The organism is Robinsoniella peoriensis, assembly GCF_000797495.1.
GTDB classification, from domain to species: Bacteria; Bacillota; Clostridia; order Lachnospirales; family Lachnospiraceae; genus Robinsoniella; species Robinsoniella peoriensis.
Genome location: NZ_JTGN01000020.1, coordinates 98,666 through 112,885 on the forward strand (window position 1 = coordinate 98,666; position 14,220 = coordinate 112,885).

At 41.9% G+C, this 14,220-nt stretch carries 17 protein-coding genes and 1 tRNA gene; 5 read left to right on the forward strand and 13 right to left on the reverse strand.

Features of this window, described 5'->3' with window-relative positions; all coding sequences use genetic code 11:
• Positions 1-155: 155 nt before the first annotated feature.
• The 9 genes from QR40_RS27120 to QR40_RS27160 all read right to left on the reverse strand — a co-directional run bounded on the left by QR40_RS27120 (position 156) and on the right by QR40_RS27160 (position 10,202).
• Complete coding sequence (locus QR40_RS27120) at positions 156-2,093, reverse strand: oxidoreductase (protein ID WP_044297650.1); 1,938 nt, start codon at positions 2,091-2,093, stop codon at positions 156-158.
• 57 nt (positions 2,094-2,150) lie between these two features.
• Positions 2,151-4,082: a bile acid Fe-S flavoenzyme BaiCD gene (gene baiCD, locus QR40_RS27125; protein ID WP_044297644.1), complete on the reverse strand. Its 1,932-nt coding sequence runs from the start codon at positions 4,080-4,082 to the stop codon at positions 2,151-2,153.
• A 107-nt stretch (positions 4,083-4,189) separates the two neighbouring features.
• Positions 4,190-5,389: an AraC family transcriptional regulator gene (locus tag QR40_RS27130; protein WP_027295766.1), complete on the reverse strand. Its 1,200-nt coding sequence runs from the start codon at positions 5,387-5,389 to the stop codon at positions 4,190-4,192.
• Positions 5,390-5,473: 84 nt separating this feature from the next.
• Positions 5,474-5,917: a GNAT family N-acetyltransferase gene (locus tag QR40_RS27135; RefSeq protein ID WP_027295765.1), complete on the reverse strand. Its 444-nt coding sequence runs from the start codon at positions 5,915-5,917 to the stop codon at positions 5,474-5,476.
• A gap of 87 nt (positions 5,918-6,004) precedes the next feature.
• Positions 6,005-6,277, reverse strand: a complete 273-nt coding sequence (locus tag QR40_RS27140; RefSeq protein WP_027295764.1) for an acylphosphatase — start codon at positions 6,275-6,277, stop codon at positions 6,005-6,007.
• An 11-nt stretch (positions 6,278-6,288) separates the two neighbouring features.
• Positions 6,289-7,074 carry a M15 family metallopeptidase gene (locus QR40_RS27145; protein ID WP_152614302.1) on the reverse strand — a complete coding sequence of 262 codons (786 nt, stop codon included), beginning with the start codon at positions 7,072-7,074 and terminating at the stop codon, positions 6,289-6,291.
• A 108-nt stretch (positions 7,075-7,182) separates the two neighbouring features.
• The gene (locus tag QR40_RS27150) at positions 7,183-8,133 is read right to left on the reverse strand and encodes a hypothetical protein (RefSeq protein WP_027295762.1); all 951 of its coding nucleotides are present in this window, start codon (positions 8,131-8,133) and stop codon (positions 7,183-7,185) included.
• Entirely contained in the window at positions 8,130-9,548 is a 1,419-nt protein-coding gene (locus tag QR40_RS27155; RefSeq protein WP_052431082.1) for a sensor histidine kinase, read from the reverse strand. The genes QR40_RS27150 and QR40_RS27155 overlap by 4 nt, the downstream gene beginning before the upstream one ends.
• Complete coding sequence (locus tag QR40_RS27160) at positions 9,549-10,202, reverse strand: response regulator transcription factor (protein ID WP_027295760.1); 654 nt, start codon at positions 10,200-10,202, stop codon at positions 9,549-9,551.
• A 220-nt stretch (positions 10,203-10,422) separates the two neighbouring features.
• Between QR40_RS27160 and QR40_RS33995 the strand changes: the two genes are divergently transcribed.
• Both QR40_RS33995 and QR40_RS31980 read left to right on the forward strand, forming a co-directional pair.
• Positions 10,423-10,548 carry a DUF6783 domain-containing protein gene (locus QR40_RS33995; RefSeq protein WP_416389807.1) on the forward strand — a complete coding sequence of 42 codons (126 nt, stop codon included), beginning with the start codon at positions 10,423-10,425 and terminating at the stop codon, positions 10,546-10,548.
• 99 nt (positions 10,549-10,647) lie between these two features.
• The gene (locus QR40_RS31980) at positions 10,648-11,190 is read left to right on the forward strand and encodes a hypothetical protein (protein WP_027295759.1); all 543 of its coding nucleotides are present in this window, start codon (positions 10,648-10,650) and stop codon (positions 11,188-11,190) included.
• A gap of 37 nt (positions 11,191-11,227) precedes the next feature.
• Here the strand turns inward: QR40_RS31980 and QR40_RS27170 are convergent, their stop codons facing one another.
• The 4 genes from QR40_RS27170 to QR40_RS27185 all read right to left on the reverse strand — a co-directional run bounded on the left by QR40_RS27170 (position 11,228) and on the right by QR40_RS27185 (position 13,338).
• Complete coding sequence (locus tag QR40_RS27170) at positions 11,228-12,313, reverse strand: hypothetical protein (RefSeq protein ID WP_044297646.1); 1,086 nt, start codon at positions 12,311-12,313, stop codon at positions 11,228-11,230.
• Positions 12,314-12,505: 192 nt separating this feature from the next.
• Complete coding sequence (locus QR40_RS27175; protein ID WP_027295757.1) at positions 12,506-12,733, reverse strand: HPr family phosphocarrier protein; 228 nt, start codon at positions 12,731-12,733, stop codon at positions 12,506-12,508.
• A gap of 163 nt (positions 12,734-12,896) precedes the next feature.
• Positions 12,897-13,109: a hypothetical protein gene (locus tag QR40_RS27180; protein ID WP_052431083.1), complete on the reverse strand. Its 213-nt coding sequence runs from the start codon at positions 13,107-13,109 to the stop codon at positions 12,897-12,899.
• A 155-nt stretch (positions 13,110-13,264) separates the two neighbouring features.
• A tRNA-Pro gene (locus QR40_RS27185) sits at positions 13,265-13,338 on the reverse strand.
• Between the two features lie 306 nt (positions 13,339-13,644).
• Here QR40_RS27185 and QR40_RS34000 point away from each other — a divergent pair.
• From QR40_RS34000 to QR40_RS27190, 3 genes are read left to right on the forward strand one after another with little or no spacing between them, the layout of a single operon-like run.
• The gene (locus tag QR40_RS34000; protein WP_394910230.1) at positions 13,645-13,710 is read left to right on the forward strand and encodes a DUF6783 domain-containing protein; all 66 of its coding nucleotides are present in this window, start codon (positions 13,645-13,647) and stop codon (positions 13,708-13,710) included.
• 36 nt (positions 13,711-13,746) lie between these two features.
• The gene (locus QR40_RS34005) at positions 13,747-13,839 is read left to right on the forward strand and encodes a hypothetical protein (protein ID WP_465231376.1); all 93 of its coding nucleotides are present in this window, start codon (positions 13,747-13,749) and stop codon (positions 13,837-13,839) included.
• A 24-nt stretch (positions 13,840-13,863) separates the two neighbouring features.
• Complete coding sequence (locus QR40_RS27190) at positions 13,864-14,217, forward strand: IS5 family transposase (protein WP_027292274.1); 354 nt, start codon at positions 13,864-13,866, stop codon at positions 14,215-14,217.
• The last annotated feature ends 3 nt before the right edge of the window (positions 14,218-14,220 follow it).

The following is a 14,220-nucleotide window of genomic DNA, read 5'->3' on the forward strand; positions in this document are numbered from 1 at the left end:
GGTTAACTTAGTCATATCAATACTTAATTTTCAAGAAAGACATAAAAAATAGTCGCTCTCACCTTGACCAGTGAACGACTATTTTTAGTAACTAATTGGCAACCGGGGTGGCTAGGATATGTCTAGCTCCACCCTAACGCCTGCATACGGAGCACCTAAGCCTCTAAAGCAGCCTCCCACCCTTCCCGGACTGCCTCTAACGCCTGTCTTGCTCCTTTTGCATCACCGATGCAGATTACCTTTTCAAAGGAATCCTTTACTTCTTCATACAGTTTATTCTCAGCCCTGGAGCCACAGGCATATATGATGTGGGTAAATCCGGTCATCGTTTCTATGCCTGCAGGCGATTCCACTTCTGCCTCGTTTCCATTTACCGATAATAATTTAGTACCTGTCATCATCCGTATCCCCAGATGGTGAAGGCGGTTCATGGTGGGAAGTTGATTATTTGGTACCATTCCGGCTCCAATTGCATCTGCCATTTCAATCATGGTGACATTTAGTGAGCCTCTCTTTTGATGCATCAGGTGTTCGCACACTTCACAGCCTACCATACCGCCGCCTACTACCAGCACATTACCTCCAATAACCGGAACTTCATTATTCAGCACTTTTTGTGCCGTGATTGCAGAATCTTTTTCAATCCCGGAAATTGGCGGGATAATTTCCTTTGCTCCGGTTGCTATTACTACAATATCAGGTTTGTATTCCTCTAATGTTTCTTTCATTACATGGACTCCGCATTTAACCGGAATCCCAAGCCGGGCTATTTCATTTTGAAGATATACAATCCATCTGCTGAGTTCCTGTTTGTGGGGAGGGATACAGGCTGCATTCATCTGTCCGCCCAGCCTGTCGCTTTCTTCAAACAAGGTTACCTGATGTCCGCATAATGCAAATGCCCTGGCACTAGCCATACCTCCGATACCGCCTCCAACAACCGCCACTTTTTTTGATTCTTTTGCGGGTAGCAGCTCCATCTCGGCTTCCCTGCCCAATGCCGGATTAATGACGCAGGATGCCGGACGTCTCTTCGTCTGCTCGCCAATGCATCCAATTCCGCAGGATGCACAAGGTGCAATTTCATCCATCCTACCTGCCTGTGCCTTATTTACAAATTCCGGATCCGAAAGCAGTGCCCTTCCGATAACAACGCCGTCCACCAGTTCACTGTCCGTAAGATACATTGCATAAGCCGGATCATTAATCTTTCCCACAACAATTACTGGTACCGTTGCTATTTTTTTAAGCTCCTGCGCCTCAGGTACATTGACCCCCATCCTTTCTCCATGGCATGGAATAATCTTATTGCAGCGTTCATACTGGGTTCCCCCGCTCACCTCAAATGCATCGATTCCGTGAGCAATTAATTTGGGAACCAGATACTTCATGTCCTCTATGGTATTTCCCTGTTCATCTCGCTCACTGCCGCTGATTCTAAGAACAATCGGAAAATCCGGTCCGCACTTTGCTTTGATTGCATCGATTACTTCCAACAGCAGTCTTGCTCTGTTGTCCAGTGAGCCGCCATAGGCGTCTGTACGCTTATTTCTCATGGGTGAAAGGAATGATCCAAGGAGCATATATGCATGGGCACAGTGCAGCTCAATACCATCGAATCCCGCCTGCTTTGCCTGATAGGAGGTCTGTGCATATTGTGCAATTATTTCGGGAATTTCTTCTATTGCAAGTTCCCTTGTCTTCTGCCCCATCGAGTTGATATACACACTGCTTGCCTTAGGCGGCGCACCAAAAAATGCGCTTACACTTTCCGGTCCCGGATGTGTGATCTGCGGAATAATCTTTGTTCCATAGGCATGAATTTTATCTGTAAACTCCTTATAAGATGCAATACTTTCCTCATTTCGAAAGCACAGCGTATTCCCCAGATACGGAACGCCCGTGTCCACAGACAAAGCATCCAGGATAATACATCCGGTACCTCCTTTTGCCCTGGCCAGCCAGTAATCCTGCATTCTCTCATTTACAGTTCCATCCTGGCTTTCATATCCCAGAGACATAGGTGCCATAAATGTTCTGTTCTTCATCTTCATGGATCCAATTTGTAATTCTTCAAATAATTTTGATTTCATCCTAAAAATGCCCCTTTCCATTACATATCTGCCACATGATTATACATTTGCGTTAATTCAAAGATTTCGGGCTGTTTCGTACCCTTCCGCAATTGCATCCAGTGCACGCCTTGCCCTTTTTGCATCCCCAATTACATAATACGGTATCTCTAATTCATCACAGACTGCTGTAAGTGCCGTACTGTCATTCGCCCTGGAGCCTGCTGCAACTACAACACTGTCACAGGTTACTATCGATTCCCTGTCCTTCTGATACGTTACCACACCCTGAGCGCAGACCTCTTTACACACTGCTTTTGTTATAATCTCAACACCCAGACTTTGCATTTTCTGCATTACCGCAATTTTTCTCAGACTGCCCAAATCCTCACCGGCTGTTTCTTTCATTTCCATTACCTTAACCTTGTGTCCTGCCGAAGCTAATGCATCTGCCGTTTCCAGTCCCACCAGCCCTCCGCCAATCACACAGATATCCCCTTTTGGATCTGCCCTGCCATCCAGGACCTCATGTGCTTCATAGACAGGCAGGCTCTCTATGCCTTCCAGGTTCAGAACAATCGGTGATGACCCAATTGCCAGAATTACAGCATCCGGTAATTCCTCCCGAATAAGAGCGGGCGTTACTTCGGCATCGTAATGTACCGGGATACCGGCCCTTTCTACCTGTTCTGCAAAAGATATTGCTGCATTTTTCATTTCTGTCTTACCGGGTGCTTCTCCTGCTGTAATAAACTGACCGCCTAAATGATCACCGGATTCAAAAATTACAGGTAAATGTCCCCGTTCTTTTAGTACCACTGCAGCTTCCATTCCTCCCATACCTCCGCCGGCTATCAAAACTTTCCTGGGGCTTGCCGCTTTTTCTAACCGGTGCTCCTTCTCGTGTCCCAATGCCGGATTTCTCATGCAGGTAATGAACGGACGGTTTACAATATCACAGAATCCATCATAGCATCCCTGGTCACAGCCAACACAATGAATAATGTCCCTGACTCTTCCTTCCTTTGCCTTATTTGCAAATTCGGGATCTGCCAGCTGCGCCCTCCCCATAACAATCATATCTGCTTTCTCCTGCTCCAGGATATCTTCAGCCAGCTGGGCAGTGTTTATCCTTCCTACCGCAATTGTGACCATACCGGTTTCACGCCGTATACGATTGGCATTTTCCACATTAAATCCATTTGGCACATCAATGGGCGGTACCTCATACAGAGACGCTGCCGTTATGATATTTCCTCTGGAAACATCCAGGACATCTACCCCCGCATCCTGAGCCAGCCTGCTAAACCGAATTACTTCTTCGATTGTCAGACCCTGGGGAAGAAAATCGTCGTGGGCATCAATCCTCATAAACAGCGGCATATCCTCCGGTATGTTTTCCCGGATTGCCCGGATACATTCCAGCGGGAACCGGGCACGGTTTTCAAAACTTCCCCCATATTCATCCGTCCTGTGGTTCAGTCCTCCGCTTAAGAAGGAATGAGGGAGATAATTATGGGCACAATGAAACTCAATGCAGTCGTAACCTGCTGTTACACATCTGCCGGCTGCTTTTCCATAACATTCTATTATTTCCGCAATCTCTTCTTTTTCAATTGCCGGAAGTGTATAGTTTCCAAAATTCATGTCATTCACCACCAGCATTTTTGCCTTCGGATCCATTACCGTAGCAATTGACCCCTGCCACAACTGGATCCCTGCCTTCCCTCCTGCTCTGTGAATGGCATCTGTCAGCCTCTGATGACCCTCAATATAAGAATCTTCGCTGATCGAAACAAAATGAGCTGGTGCACTCGGCGTATGCACTGCAGCCACCTCTACAATATTAAGCCCGCAGCCGCCTTTTGCCCTTGCCTCATGATAATCGGTCAGTCTCTGGGTAACCTCGCTTTTCTCGCTTGCCATTCTTGTTCCCATTGCCGGCATAACAATACGATTTTGCAGTTCCATGCCCCTGATTTTAATCGGGCTGAATAATTTTTTAAACATAAAAAACCGCCTCCTGTCCGAAAGTAGCAGATATAGATTGCTCTTTTCTTACATTATAGCGATTTTATATAGATTAATATATTCAAAAACATTAGTTTTCTTCTCATTTATTCCCCTTGGAATAACTTGCGGAATTGGGAAGCAGACTGATTCATCCACTCCTGAAATGTTCTTTGAAACGTAGACAGGGATTCAAATCCACAGCGCACGGAAATTTCCAATACACTTAACTTTGTGCTCCTCAGAAATGCCGCTGCATAGCAAACCCTGATTTCATTTAACAGACTCCGGAAATCCGTTCCAAATACATTTTTAAATATCTGTTTCACCGTATACGGTTTCAGGTAAAATTCCTCACTCATCTTCTCGATATTTATTTCCTTCATGAAATTAAGATGAAGATACTGCAGGAACTGCATGCCGATACCATCACCTTCCATTTCCATTTTTCCATTTCCGATGAATTCTCTCTGATATTCCCGTGGTGTCATATTACAATGTTGTTCAAATACCCTGTAAAATGCGGGTACCGATGGAAATCCCAGTAATCCGCTTACGTATTCCATTGTCAGTTCCGTAAAATGCAGCAATGCGCAGGCGTTGATAATCCTTCCATATTGCTGTAGCTGAAAATAAGTATAACCACATGCATTTTTGATTCTCTGATTCAGCACTTTGGGGGAACAGTACATTTCCTGTGCCATATCATTTAAACTCAGATGTTCTCCGCCTGCCAGAGACACTTTTTGTATTACATTCCAGACTTCATGGTTTTCCTTTTTATTTTTTCCAATATTTTCATAGGCATAGCGGCAAAAATAATTATGAAGCTCCAATGTTTTATACAGTATCATATTCTTACTGCCAAATCGTTGCTCCTTCTTTTCCTGCAGCAGGTCAAGCACCAGTGCCTCTACCCTGGATTTCTGCCCGCCCTGTAATTCTGCCATCGGGCAGGTATCATAAACCAGCTTGGCATTGGCATTCCTGGGATGTTTTTCCCAGCACATATACATAAATAATCCAATATAAAATTTGACAACTACCGCTTCTATTTCTCTTTTAATCGTATGTATCTCATAGAAATGATGGGAATAGAGACAAAAGAAAGATCCTTCTTTCGCCGGATAATCACATCCATTTACCCGGATGATCCCATCCCCGGACAGCACATATATGATCTCAACCTGCTCATGCATATGCTGCTCCAATGGCACTGCGATTTTTTTCTTCTCAATCTGAATCTCTTTTTCCTTATAATTATCATAATAATTAATACCGGTATACCAGTCATTCTGCCGTTTCATGAATTCTCTTCCTTTACAACAGCCAGTGGCTTTTCCTGTATTGTATTATGATGGATCCTCAAAGTCAACCGGATTCATCTTACTTCATCCGCCCACAGCCATACTGCAGGACCGGTACAGCATTTTGTACTCATCTTCTCCCACTACAGGATCCTGCTTTTTCTCTTCTACGACAAATCCCTCGTCTTTATAGAATTCAATAGCCCGTTCGTTTTTGCGATAAACATGCAGGGTCAGTACCGGATATTTGTTTTTCGCTACCGTAAGAAGGCTATGTCCGATTCCCTTTGACTGCACCCTTGCATCTACAAATAATCCTGCAATATATCCGTTCACAATCCCGATAAATCCAAGGACGTTCCCATTTATTTCGTATACGTAAATCTCCGCTCCGGGCAGGCTCTCCAGAACCATATCAAAATGATCTTCCCAATAATCCCTGGAAATAAATTTATGTGCCGTCAGATTGGTATCCAGCCAGATCTGCATTACCCGTTCCAAATCGTTTTCTACAAATTCTCTGATCATATCTAACCTCCATATTCCCTGAACGTGTTTAAAATCGTTGTCTGCAAGAAGAACCGGACGGATGCATCACGTACGGCGCTCATATGCTTATCCGATTCTCAGACTTCCATCATCCGCCTCATCCATTTCCACCAGTTCGCAGCGGATATTATCCATGTTTAGATTATATTCGGCTGTAATCCGGTCTATGTACTTTTGTATTCTTCTTTCGTCCCCTTGAAATTCCGCTTCTAAAACTCCGGTACTCATGTTGATAATCCATCCTGACAGCCCCATTTTACCTGCCATAAAAAATAATCTCGGTTTTAACCTCTTTTCACTGCCTGTACCTAAAATAATAAGTCTCTTTCTTACCTTCATAGGTATCCCCCCTACTTCTTCTCAAGATATTCTTCTAATGTCAAATTGTGATCCATAATATATTGTGCTGCTTCGACTCCCACGTACCTGAAATGCCAGGATTCATAATCTATATCTGTGATATCTTCTTTCCCCTTGGGATATCTGAGAATAAATCCATACCTGGCACAATTTTCCTGCAGCCATTTATTTTCCGGTGTTTCCTCCTGCGTGTCATCCAGTTTCTGGTTGCTTAAAGCTGCAATATCTACTGCCAGTCCGGATTCATGTTCACTATAACCCGGCGGCATGACAACTCTTGTTTTTTCCTCATATGCCTCTTCGTATGTCAGCCCCTGCTGCATCAGAGCACTGATATCATGATCCAGAATTTTCTGCTGACTTTCTACACTGCGGTAGCCGGAAGCCACACAGAATTCCAACCCTTCTTCACTTCCATCTGTAAGCATTTCCTTCAATTGCTCATAAATGGAAGCAGCCACGCTGGTCAGTCCATTTTGCAGGGTCTTTAACTCCACCTGGTAATCATCCGGCAGCGGATGGTCCTTGTTAACCAGAATTAACAGATTCGATTCCGAATCCGTTGTATTCTGCCGGTTAACTGTTAATTCGTTTCCGCCGGTATTGATTTTATCATTATGGACAACTTTTGCTGCCGGTTTATTTTCCATTGGCTTAAATGCATTTGCCGCCAGCATAAATATGCCTACCATACTAAAGCATAAAACCCCTCCCACCAAAAAACGCAGGCAATGAGCCCTTAACCTTCGTATTCTCTTTTTTCGTCTTTTGTTCACAATTGTCCCTCCTTATAACAGATATCCCCTTATATTCCGTATCGTTATACATAGGATAGAACCCAACTGCATCAAAATCGTGTGAAATTTGTATCATAGTTGTATCATTTACTCATTTTTATCTGCATTCTCCACCCAGTCCGCCATTGTTTCAATGCCAACAGCAAATGCCGGCATATAATTTGCTCCAACATTTTTCCCATACCAGCTCTTTCTGACATTGGCTGAAGTATTCTTAAACTGGTATTTAATGATAGAATATAAATAATCAAAACCTATAATTTCAGAAAAATCTGCACCATAATACTGCTGGAAGCCTTCCATCAGTATTGAATTCTGAGAATTCACATAATAATAAAACTCTTCACTGCTTTCCTTCATTGAAGGATCTTCCGTTTCCGCCTCCACGCTTGATGCAATATCTTCCGTTGCACTTTCCGTAACACTTACATCATTTTGGCTATTTTTTATCCATATTTCATTCATTGCCATCTGCGACTGAAGAATATCATACTCTTTATGAAGGATGTCACATGAAATACCTGCACTATAAATCTTGTAATCATATGCATCTACACAAAATTCAAAGTCAAAAGTCGTAAAGTCACTAAACCTCATATACCAGAACAGCACATTGTCATTTGGATTCAGTGTAGAGGATTCGTTTTTCACACTGTAAAGGGAAGCATCCACAAAGTAATCCACATAGGGGTACTGCTCCACCATCCAGAAAACACCTGCTTTCTGCAGCCCAATTACCTCTTTTGCCAGACCCTCAATTAATTTTTTGTCACTGACCACATTATCTTTCGTCTGACGGACCGGCCTGAATTTTGTGTTTTCTCTGACCGGCTGCATCAAAACCTCCAGTTTACTCTCTAAGGATGTATTATAATCGTAAGACAGGGAAACCTTCTCTCTATCCACAATGGTAACATTATTCAGATATTTATTGTCATGTATCTTGCTGTAATACTGGGGAAAAAAGACAGCCATTGCAATTAATCCACCTACAAAGACTGAACTCAGGGTATACATTCCTATTTTTTTCCAATTCATCTGCCCGCTCCCCCTTCCGGGAAGGAAATCCAGATCGTCGTTCCCTCTCCTTCTTTACTTCGGATACGCCATTTGGCATCATGGATCTCCACAATTTTACTGCAAAGTGTCATTCCAAGACCCGCCCCTCCTTCTTTTCTGGCTCTGGACTTGTCCACCATATAAAATGCCTCTGTGATTTTACTGAGCTCTTCCTCTGGTATACCACAGCCATTGTCCTTTACCATAATTTCATAATCATCCTGGTTTCTCTTTCCCGTAATCCAGATGTCACCCTGTTCGTAAGACGCCTTTCTGGCATTATCGATCAGGTTCACCAGCAGGGAAACCAATAGATCTTTTTCTCCAATAATAACTCCTTCTTCCGCCTTCATATGCAGCGTAATCTGTTTCACTTCCAGAGATGCACTTACTGTCTGTACCACATTTTTCATAAACGCCTCTGCCTGAATCGGCGTCAGTTCATATTCATGCTTCTTCGTTACAATTAATTCCAGCAGCTTTAGGGAAAGGCTTTCCAGACGCTTTCCCTGGGAATAGATGTAGTTGGATGCTTCCATTATTTCTTCTTTATCCAGATCCATTGTCCGCAGCATATCTGCATATCCTATGATGGATGTAAGCGGCGTCTTCAGTTCATGGGCAAAGGAGGCCGTAAAATCTTCCTGCCGCCTGGCTGCCTGCGCCAGCTCTCCCATTTTCTGACACAGATTTTCCGCCATATCATTAAAGTCCTGGGACAGCTCTCCGATCTCATCCTCGCTCACGCGTTTTGCCCTGATCTGATAATCTCCCCTGGAAAACTTCCTGGTTACCTTCGAAAGGGTAACTACTGACCGGGTCAGATAATTGGAAAGCATCAGGGTTACAAAACCGGTCCCCACTAAAAGCACGACAATCCCAATCTGGTAACGTTGAAACAGCTGTTCACGCTCTGAATATATGTAGGAAATATCCATGATATTCTCCAGATAAAATATGCTCTCCTTACTTTCGCTTTTACACATAACGATCAGATAATAGCCGTCATTTTCATTTACTATTTCATATCCGTAATTATTATCCTGAAGTCTTGAGATAAAGTCAGTATCTGTCTTTATGTTTGCGTCACTGAACAGCACTTTTCTCTGCTTGTCATAAACTCTGATATAGCTGTTGCTTCCTCCTACACTTTTCTTCAGTGAATTGGCGATATCCTTAATCACTTTATCATCTATAACCAGATATTCTTCTCCTAATGAATTTACGGACATTTCAAATGCAAACTGGAACATTTTATTTTCGGAATTCCCACGTTCAATCTCCCGGTCCAGGGATGACTGAAATGTGGCGGTCACTATCCAAATGCCAAAAATGCTGAATACGACTGCAATCAATGCCGTAAAAATAAAGAAAATCTTCCAGCGAAATTTCATTTAAACCTCCAGTCTGTATCCCACTTTATATACGGCAACTATATAGGTCTCCCAGTTCAGCTTCTTTCGCAGCCTTTGTACATGCAAATCCACAGTCCTGCTGTCTCCCAGATAACTGCTTCCCCATACATTTTCATAGATCGTCTCCCGGTAAAGGGCTATATTCTTATTGCGTACAAATAGAAGCAGCAATTCAAATTCTTTCAAAGTCAGCAGCACTTGCTCACCTTTTTGTCTGACAATCCTGGAAGAAACATCTATCTCAATGTCTAGAATACGGATTACCTTTTCCGCTTTATTATATCGTCTCAGGGCACTTTCCACCCTGGCAAGCAGCTCTATAATTTCAAATGGCTTGGTGATATAGTCATCTGCTCCCTGGCGAAGCCCCTTCACTTTATTATCCAGAGATCCCATAGCCGTTATAAAAATAACGGGAAGATTCAGGGTCTTGGCATACTCCAGTAATTCATATCCATTAATCTTTGGCAGCATGATATCCAGAAGTACCAGATCATAATTTCCTTCTGCCATCTTATCCGCAGCATCTAAACCATCAAATGAGCACTCACACTGATATCCTGCTTTCACAAGATTCATGCGGATTAAATTAGAAATCGGCTCTTCATCTTCAACAACCAGTATTTTTATCATTTTTTCTCCCCCGTTTGTAATTGCTTCATTGTTCTTTTTCTATTTTGCGCCAAAGTTGCATCATTTTTGTATCATGTATGATGCATTTCTTCTATTTTTCGTATTTTTTAACTGTCAGTTCCAGTATATATGAAAAAAGTCGAAAAAACAAACTGATAATTATGGCAGCCCTATCCATAAAAGCCGGAAAGAACAAGATTCTTAAACCTGGCATTTTAGGATGGACTTATTTTTTATCCTATGCTACACTAGAGTATATCTTATAATTGCTTTCTGGCAGCTGTGCGTCACACTTTGTGGGAGATTCGTCCCGGATGAAGGGTGCGTAGCGGGCTACGTAACCTGAATTCGGGGCAAATATGCCGCAAAGTGGGGCGTGCAGATGGCAGAAATGAATTTTCAAACACGCTCTAGGATTATCATTTCATATAAAGGGGGTTTTCTTATGGGAAGCATAGGAGGAAAAGCCGGAAACGGCATATACTATTTATTTATAGGTCAGATATTGGGATTACTGGGCTTTATCCCGATTTTGGGAATCGTAGCGGTACTGGCAAGCTTTATCATCTGCCTGTACGCAATTTATATCCTGTCCGGGGTCAGCGAGGACTATAAGACAGCCTTTTTTATCACAATTATAAATCTTGCTGTTAATATTATTGGTATGTTTTTCAATCATGGCATTATTTCAGGCATGTTGAGCATGGCGAACACCATCTTATCATTCCTATCCGTATTTTATATCTGTAAAGCCACCGCCGGTATTTTGTGGGGCGTAGACCAGACACTGGTAAGCCGTGCAGGGCTGATCTGGAAATTATATGGATTATGTATGGTCGTTATGCTGATCTGCGAGCTGCTGATGTATATTCCAATTATTAATATTTTAGCATCTATTGTAACATTTATAATTGCAATTATTCAGTTGGTTGCCGGTATTTTGTATCTGATGTTCCTCTGGCAGAGTCAGAAAGTCTTGAGACGATAAAAACAGGTCGGATTTCTTCATAGAAATCCGACCTGTTTTACTTTGTTTTATTTAGTTTTTTAGCTCTCTTTTCGTCTGCCTTCTTCCAGCCTTCGTCATAGAACAGGGTATATTCTTCCCAGGCATCATCCCAGCTCTTGTATTCTTCGTCACCACGTTTATCCTTAAAATCATAATTTTCTGCAAGATACTTCCCCAGGTAAGCAGTCAGTTTTCTGGCTCCTTTGGAATTCAGATGATTTGTATCACAAAAATCTGAGGTAAAATCAATACCCAACTCCCGGTACATCTCTTCCGTATTGAAATTGATGCCTGGAAAACCATTCTCTTCTGCAATCTGAAATGCCCGGTTAATGTGTTCCTGGTCTCCACTCCCAATACGTGTGGGAACAGCTGTAAATAAAAGCTGAATATCATTTTCTTTGGCATAATTCATAATGTCAGTCAGAATCTTTAACTGTGTCTCACTCAGTTCCCCTATACTATTCGTAATAGTCGGTCCTTCTTTATCCCTGATCTTAAAAGCGGTCTGTTCATATACACCTTTCATCTTGGTAACCGGCTTTACAAAGTCTGTTTCACTCAATTCTTCCCACCTGGAATGATATTTCAAAAACGGAATATAATGGGATATTTTATCATCTAAATCCGTTTCATCCTTTCGGTAATTCTCTGCAAATTCAAATGCATTATTGATGGCATCAAATCTATTTTCGGAAAACTGCATACTATCTGTCAGACGCCTCACTTTATAGTCCCGCTCAATTAATTTACTCTCTCTAATTCCTCTAAGATCTATGATCGCAAGTTTTACATTCTGCTTCTTTTTTACTTCTTTTAAAACATTAACAGTCAAATTCATAGGCTGAAGATCAGTCGACATGGAATAAACCGCAATCCCATGTTCATGCCAGGCAAGAGGTGCCACCCATGCTCGTTCAACAACACTGTTGCCTATGTAAACCGCATCCCATGTATTTTCTTTTTCTTCCTTATAAAATGCACGGTAACGTGCGGTAGTCCCATCAGCAGCCGGGTGTACAAAAAGACTGTTCAATCCCCATAATATTCCGACCAGAAGCACAAAAAACACTGCTGTACGAAATGCTTGTTTCTTCGTCATACTTATGTTCTCCAATTCATAAAAGCAAATATCATCCACAACTCATTCCCTGTTATAAAGTAGATCAAATAATGGTAATACTTTTAAGAGAATATCATAATTTACGTTACTTTGCAATATTTTCCGTCAAAAATGGCAGTTGCAAGCATTTCAGCTTACAACTGCCATTATAATATTTCACCTAATTTTTTACTATGCTGCTATAGCACCCGGAACCAATGTTTCCGCTACTGCCAGATCACTGTAACAGATTATTTCCACCGTCTTTTCAATTCCCAGACTTACCAGACCCATAATTGACTTGCCATCAACCAGTACATGATCGTATTTTACATCAATATTATAATCGCATTTCTCAGCGCGGTCTACAAAAGCAAGTATGTCCTCCACGGAGGAGAATGTACAGGTGAACCGTTTCATAGAAATTCCTCCTTTCTAATCCTTATTTCTAAAATTTTTGTTTGTCTGCCTCTTTATTTTGATAGCTTTAGTATAATACTCTTTGGATCAAAAAAGAATAGAAAAATCTTCTGAAAACGTGTAATTTTTTACGATCTTTTCCTCTACAGTTCGAATTTCTAATTTAACTGAATAAAAAATACATAGCAATTACAACAACTGCTGTAATAAAGCCCGAACCGATTACATTGAAAATAGTTTGGTAAGGTCTTTTACCTGACTCCCGATTTTTTTCAATTTCATCCAGTCTTCTGCCTTCTGCAAAAGCTGCAATTTTTTTATAAGTTTGAATGTCATGGGTTGCCTTCTGCTTTTCAATACGAATTGTATAACACATGTTAATGACAAACAAAATTATCCAGATTGCAATTCCAACAAAATCTAAATAAAGAAATAATGGAATGACCGATACTTTTTACATCCTTATTTTCAAACAAAAAAAAGACCGGAAACCCTATATAACATAAGGTTTCCGGCGCCCCTGCCAAGGAATCGAAGCGACGGGATTCGAACCCACGACCTCTGCGTCCCGAACGCAGCGCTCTACCAAACTGAGCCACGCTTCGCTATTCAGCTTTATCATTATAGCATTGGATCGCTATAAAATCAAGTATTAATTTATAAACTTTTACATTTTTTTCAATTTATTTTTTATATCATTTTAGACTTTTTTTTCAGGTACCGTACCACGCTTTCTAATATGTAAGTGCCAAATTTAGGCTTGATACCTTCTGGTCTAATCACACAGAGGCAGGATTGAAATCCTTACAAAAGTATCGAATTCTGTACCCTGCCCCGTGTATTTCCGGAAGTGGTGACGTTTCTATATCACTTCCTCTACTAGAGCGTGTTTGAAAATTGCTTTCTGACAGATGTGCGTCACAGTTTGTGGTAGATTTGTCCCGGATGAAGGGCGCGTAGCGGGCTACGCAACCTGAATTCGGGGCAAATATGCCGCAAAGTGGGGCGTGCAGATGGCAGGAATGAATTTTATAACACGCTCTAGAGCGTGTTTGAAAATTAAAAGTTGCACAAAACAAATGTTTTGCATCCCCGTTTTATGGTAAAATAAAGAAAAAGGGGTGTTTTATATGTTGAGACGATATGAATTAACAGATGATGAATGGAATCATATAGTAACTTTACTTCCTCCTGAAAACACAGGAAAACCAGGTCGTCCCTCAAAAGAAAACCGTACCATGCTTAATGCAATGATTTGGCTGGCGCGAAGCGGAGCCCCATGGCGTGATCTTCCTGAGCGTTATGGGCCATGGGAAAGTGTATACAGCCGTTTTCGTAAGTGGATTGATGCTGGCGTACTGGATAATATTTTTCGCGTTCTAAGCCTTGAAGCCGCATTGGAAGAACTTTCGTTAGATGCATCTATCGTTCAGGCGCACCAACATAGTGCAGGTGCAAAAAAAGGGGGCCTTCTAGCGAAATAGGAC

What these genes read in the sequence shown, in the direction of transcription:
- QR40_RS27120 (WP_044297650.1), bottom strand. Translation starts at nt 2,093, where the DNA reads ATGAAATCAAAATTATTTGAAGAATTACAAATTGGATCCATGAAGATG.
- baiCD (WP_044297644.1), bottom strand. Translation starts at nt 4,082, where the DNA reads ATGTTTAAAAAATTATTCAGCCCGATTAAAATCAGGGGCATGGAACTG.
- QR40_RS27130 (WP_027295766.1), bottom strand. Translation starts at nt 5,389, where the DNA reads ATGAAACGGCAGAATGACTGGTATACCGGTATTAATTATTATGATAAT.
- QR40_RS27135 (WP_027295765.1), bottom strand. Translation starts at nt 5,917, where the DNA reads ATGATCAGAGAATTTGTAGAAAACGATTTGGAACGGGTAATGCAGATC.
- QR40_RS27140 (WP_027295764.1), bottom strand. Translation starts at nt 6,277, where the DNA reads ATGAAGGTAAGAAAGAGACTTATTATTTTAGGTACAGGCAGTGAAAAG.
- QR40_RS27150 (WP_027295762.1), bottom strand. Translation starts at nt 8,133, where the DNA reads ATGAATTGGAAAAAAATAGGAATGTATACCCTGAGTTCAGTCTTTGTA.
- QR40_RS27155 (WP_052431082.1), bottom strand. Translation starts at nt 9,548, where the DNA reads ATGAAATTTCGCTGGAAGATTTTCTTTATTTTTACGGCATTGATTGCA.
- QR40_RS27160 (WP_027295760.1), bottom strand. Translation starts at nt 10,202, where the DNA reads ATGATAAAAATACTGGTTGTTGAAGATGAAGAGCCGATTTCTAATTTA.
- QR40_RS33995 (WP_416389807.1), top strand. Translation starts at nt 10,423, where the DNA reads ATGGACTTATTTTTTATCCTATGCTACACTAGAGTATATCTTATAATT.
- QR40_RS31980 (WP_027295759.1), top strand. Translation starts at nt 10,648, where the DNA reads ATGGGAAGCATAGGAGGAAAAGCCGGAAACGGCATATACTATTTATTT.
- QR40_RS27170 (WP_044297646.1), bottom strand. Translation starts at nt 12,313, where the DNA reads ATGACGAAGAAACAAGCATTTCGTACAGCAGTGTTTTTTGTGCTTCTG.
- QR40_RS27175 (WP_027295757.1), bottom strand. Translation starts at nt 12,733, where the DNA reads ATGAAACGGTTCACCTGTACATTCTCCTCCGTGGAGGACATACTTGCT.
- QR40_RS27180 (WP_052431083.1), bottom strand. Translation starts at nt 13,109, where the DNA reads ATGTGTTATACAATTCGTATTGAAAAGCAGAAGGCAACCCATGACATT.
- QR40_RS34005 (WP_465231376.1), top strand. Translation starts at nt 13,747, where the DNA reads ATGGCAGGAATGAATTTTATAACACGCTCTAGAGCGTGTTTGAAAATT.
- QR40_RS27190 (WP_027292274.1), top strand. Translation starts at nt 13,864, where the DNA reads ATGTTGAGACGATATGAATTAACAGATGATGAATGGAATCATATAGTA.